The 4,107-nt window shown below is 73.8% G+C and carries 5 protein-coding genes; 1 reads left to right on the forward strand and 4 read right to left on the reverse strand.

What is annotated here, in order from left to right:
• Window positions 1–129: 129 nt before the first annotated feature.
• A complete protein-coding gene (locus tag FXF52_RS40505; protein ID WP_148804932.1) occupies window positions 130–309 on the reverse strand; it encodes a CsbD family protein in 180 nt (59 codons plus the stop codon).
• Between the two features lie 171 nt (window positions 310–480).
• Here FXF52_RS40505 and FXF52_RS40510 point away from each other — a divergent pair, with 171 nt between their 5' ends.
• Window positions 481–1,092, forward strand: a complete 612-nt coding sequence (locus FXF52_RS40510; RefSeq protein WP_148804933.1) for a histidine phosphatase family protein — start codon at window positions 481–483, stop codon at window positions 1,090–1,092.
• On the opposite strand, the gene FXF52_RS40515 is transcribed toward FXF52_RS40510, so the two are convergent.
• The 3 genes from FXF52_RS40515 to FXF52_RS40525 form a co-directional block, all read right to left on the reverse strand.
• On the reverse strand, window positions 1,022–1,528 hold the full coding sequence (locus FXF52_RS40515; protein WP_148804934.1) for an Lrp/AsnC family transcriptional regulator: 507 nt from the start codon (window positions 1,526–1,528) through the stop codon (window positions 1,022–1,024). The two genes, FXF52_RS40510 and FXF52_RS40515, sit on opposite strands and share 71 nt — an antisense overlap.
• Window positions 1,529–1,621: 93 nt before the next feature.
• Complete coding sequence (locus FXF52_RS40520) at window positions 1,622–2,764, reverse strand: acyl-CoA dehydrogenase family protein (RefSeq protein ID WP_148804935.1); 1,143 nt, start codon at window positions 2,762–2,764, stop codon at window positions 1,622–1,624.
• A complete protein-coding gene (locus FXF52_RS40525; RefSeq protein WP_148804936.1) occupies window positions 2,761–3,876 on the reverse strand; it encodes a Xaa-Pro peptidase family protein in 1,116 nt (371 codons plus the stop codon). The genes FXF52_RS40520 and FXF52_RS40525 overlap by 4 nt, the downstream gene beginning before the upstream one ends.
• Between the last annotated feature and the right edge of the window lie 231 nt (window positions 3,877–4,107).

The following is a 4,107-nucleotide window of genomic DNA, read 5'->3' on the forward strand; positions in this document are numbered from 1 at the left end:
CCCGCACGGAACCACCGGGGGGGCGGTGAGGAAGGGCTCGCCGCGCGGGCCAGACGACACGGGGGGCGCCGGCACCTGCCGGAGGGCCGGGGGGGGGCCCGCGGGCGGGGGAGCCCGCCGCAGTACGGGTCACTTCTCGAAGGCGTTCTTCACGTCGCGGCCGGCCTGCTTCTGCCGGTCCCGCGCCATGCGCTGCTCGCTGGCGCCCTGTGCCCGCAGCCGTTCGTTGTCGGTGGCGTCGCCGATCCGCTCCTTGGCGAGGCCGCTCATCTCCTGGGCCTTGGCCTTGGCCTTGTCGGTGAAGCTCATGCCACTCCCCTTCGTTGGCAACGTGCCCGGGCCCTTCGGCCCGCTCATCGGCCGCGTCCCCGTGGTCGATGAGCTGAAACGCTGTGCTCCGGTGTGAAGGCGGACACCATCGCTAGTCCGTCCTAGGACACTAGGTGAACATGGGGACGCGGTGGCTGCTTAACTGGACCAATGGGAGAGATCCTGCTGATCCGGCACGGGGAGACCGCGTGGAGCGCCAGCCACCGGCACACCTCGTACACCGATCTGGAGCTGACCCCCGACGGGGAGCGACAGGCCCGCGCCCTCGGCGTGATCCTCGCCGACCGCCGCTTCGCCCGGGTCCTGTCCAGTCCCCGGCAGCGAGCCACCCGCACCGCCCACCTCGCCGGCCTCGACGTCGACGCCACCGACCCCGACCTGGCCGAGTGGAACTACGGCAAGTACGAAGGACGCACCACCGCCGACGTCCACGCGGAGAACCCGCGCTGGAACCTCTGGATCGACGGCGCCCCCGGCGGCGAGTCACCGGCCCAGGTCGGCGAGCGCGCCGACCGGGTGCTCGCCGGCATCGCTGCCCTGCTCGACCGGGGCAGCGTCGCCCTGGTCGGGCACGCGCACAGCCTCCGGGTGATCGGCGCCCGCTGGATCGGGCTCCCCCCGTCCGGCGGTGGGCTGCTCCGGCTGGACACCGCCACCGTCAGCGTGCTCGGTCACGAGCACGGGCGGCAGGTCATCCTGCGTTGGAACCAGCCGGCTCCGCCGCCGCCCGGGACCGCCCCCGACCAGGCAGCTCGGCATTGACCTTGGGCGGCCGGTTCTCGTACGGGGTGGAGAGCACCACGGTGGTGCGCGTGGTGACGTTGGCGGCGGTGCGGATCTCCTGCAGCACCCGCTCCAGGTCCGCCGGCCCGGCCACCCGCACCAGCAGCAGGTAGAAGTCCTCCCCCGCCACCGAGTAACACGAGTCGATCTCGGGCAGGTGGGCCAGCCGCTCCGGCGCGTCGTCCGGCTGCGACGGGTCGAACGGCCGGATCGCCACGAACGCGGTCAACGGCAGGTCCAGCGCCTCGAACGAGACGCGCGCGGCGTATCCCTTGATGACGCCGCGCTGCTCCAGCCGGCGGACCCGCTGGTGCACGGCGGACACCGACAGCCCCACCTTCTCGGCGAGGTCGGTGTACGACAGCCGACCGTCCCCGGTCAGCGCGGCGACGATGGCCCGGTCGATCTCCTCCACGCGGTGCAACCTACCTGAGAAAACGCTCCCATGCCGCACCCGGCCCACCGGGCGTGACGCTCGGTGGGCCGGCCGGTGGCGCAGCGGCGTCCGTCAGCCCTTGGCGAGGGCCCGGGAGATGACCAGCCGCTGGATCTGGTTAGTGCCCTCGACGATCTGCAGCACCTTCGCCTCCCGCATGTACCGCTCGACGGGGTGGTCGACGACGTAGCCGGCGCCGCCGAGCACCTGCACCGCGTCGGTGGTCACCCGCATCGCCACGTCGGTGGCGAACAGCTTCGCCTTCGCCGCCTCGATCGAGTACGGCCGGCCGGCGTCGCGCAGCCGCGCCGCGGCCAGCATCAGCGCCCGGGCCGCGGAGATCTGCGTGGCGTGGTCGGCCAGGGTGAAGCCCAGCCCCTGGAAGTCGATGATCGGGCGACCGAACTGCTGGCGCTCCTTCGCGTAGCCGATCGCGTAGTCGAGGGCGGCCTGCGCCAGACCCACCGCGCAGGCGGCGATGCCCAGCCGGCCGGAGTCCAGGGCGGACATGGCGATGGTGAACCCCACGCCCTCGCCGCCGATGAGCCGCTCCGCCGGCACCCGGGCCTCGTCGAAGGCGATCTGGGCGACCGGGGAGGCGTACAGCCCCATGGTGCGTTCGGCGGCCTGCGGGTGGATCCCCGGGGTGTTCCGGTTGGCCAGCAGACACGAGATGCCCTTCGGGCCGGGACCGCCGGTGCGGCAGAAGATGTTGTAGAAGTCCGCGACCCGGGCGTGGGTGATCCACGCCTTGGTGCCGGTGACCACGTAGTCGTCGCCGTCGCGGACCGCCCTCGTGGTCAGCGCCGCGGCGTCGGAGCCGCCCTGCGGCTCGGAGAGGCAGTACGCCCCGAGCAGCTCCCCGCCGATCATGTCCGGCAGCAGCTTGCGCTGCTCGTCGGTGCCGAACTGGGCGAGCGGGTAGCAGGACAGGGTGTGCACACTGACCGCCTCGGCGACCGCGAGCCAGCGGCTGGCCAGGATCTCCAGCACCTGCAGGTAGACCTCGTACGGCTGGGCGGCGCCGCCGTGCTCCTCGGCGTACGGCAGGCCGAGCAGCCCGGCCCGGCCCAGGGTGCGCAGCACCTCGCGGGGGAACTCGGCGCGCGCCTCGAAGCCGGCAGCACGCGGGGCGAGCTCCCGGTCGGCGAGTTCGGTGGCGAGGTCCAGCAGATCGTGGGCCTCGTCGGTGGGGAGGATCCGGTCGACAATCATAGCGCGATGAGCTCCGTGGGGGTGGTGTTGAGCCGTTGCCCGCCGTCGGTCGTGCAGACGACGATGTCCTCGATCCGGGCGCCGTGCCGCCCGGCGAGGTAGATGCCGGGTTCGACCGAGAACGCCATGCCGGCCTCCAGCGGCCGGGGGTTGCCGGCCACGACGTACGGCTCCTCGTGGGTGTCCAGGCCGATGCCGTGGCCGGTGCGGTGCAGGAAGGCGTCGCCGTAGCCGGCGGCGCTGATGACGTCCCGGGCCGCCGCGTCGACCGCCTCGGCGGTGACCCCGGGCCGGACCGCCGCCACCGCCGCCCGCTGGGCCTCGTGCAGCACGGCGTAGTAGTCGGTGAACTCGGCCGGAGCGGGCCCACCGGCGACGTACGTGCGGGTGCAGTCGGAGCGGTAGCCCGACGGCATGGTGCCGCCGATGTCGACCACGACCGGCTCCCCGGCCCGGATCGGCCGGTCGGAGGTGCCGTGGTGCGGGCTGGCGCCGTTCGGCCCGGCGGCGACGATGACGAAGTCGACGGTGACGTGGCCGGCCGCCCGGATCGCGGCGGCGATGTCGGCGGCAACCTCGACCTCGGTCCGGCCGGGGCGCAGCCACTCCCCCATCCGCCGGTGCACCGCGTCGATCGCGGCGCCCGCCTCGGCGAGGGCCGCCACCTCGGCGGGCGACTTGCGGATCCGCAGCTCGCGCAGCACCTCGGAGGCGAGGCGCTGCCCGGCGTCGGGCAGCGTGGCGCGCAGGGCGAGGACCTGCTCGGCCCACATCCGGTCGGCCAGGCCCACGGCGGCCACCGGACCGGGCAGCGCCGCCCGCACCAGGGGGTACGGGTCGGTGCCGTCGGCGTGGTCGACGATGCGCACCCCGGTGGCCGGGGCGGGGGACGCCTCGGCGGCCGGGCGCTCCAGGACCGGCACGATCAGCGTCGACTCGCCCTCGGCCGGGAGCACCAGGCAGGTCAGCCGCTCCCCCTCGTGGGCGTCATATCCGGTCAGGTAGCGCAGATCGGAGCCGGGGGTGAGCAGCAGCGCGTCCACGCCCGCCGCGGCGGTGGCGCGCTGCGCGGCGGCCAGCCGCGCGGCGGGGTACAGCTCGTCGTTTCCCACCCCATGAGATTAACGGTCGTTTGGGCACCGGCGGGGGCCGGCCGTCGGCCTGCGACAGCCGGTCGTGCACGGGGGGGTTGAGGAACGTCGCAACGGAAACAGGCGGTGCGCCTTTCGGGGACGTTAGTGGCGTTGTGACCTCGGGTTACTTGGTGCCAGGGCGATTGGCATGGTTTCGGGGGTGCAGCCGGGCGGGCCGGGTGGCCCGCCCGGCTGCACCCAGGGCTAGTC

The organism is Micromonospora sp. MP36, from assembly GCF_008119785.1.
Lineage (GTDB): Bacteria > Actinomycetota > Actinomycetes > Mycobacteriales > Micromonosporaceae > Micromonospora.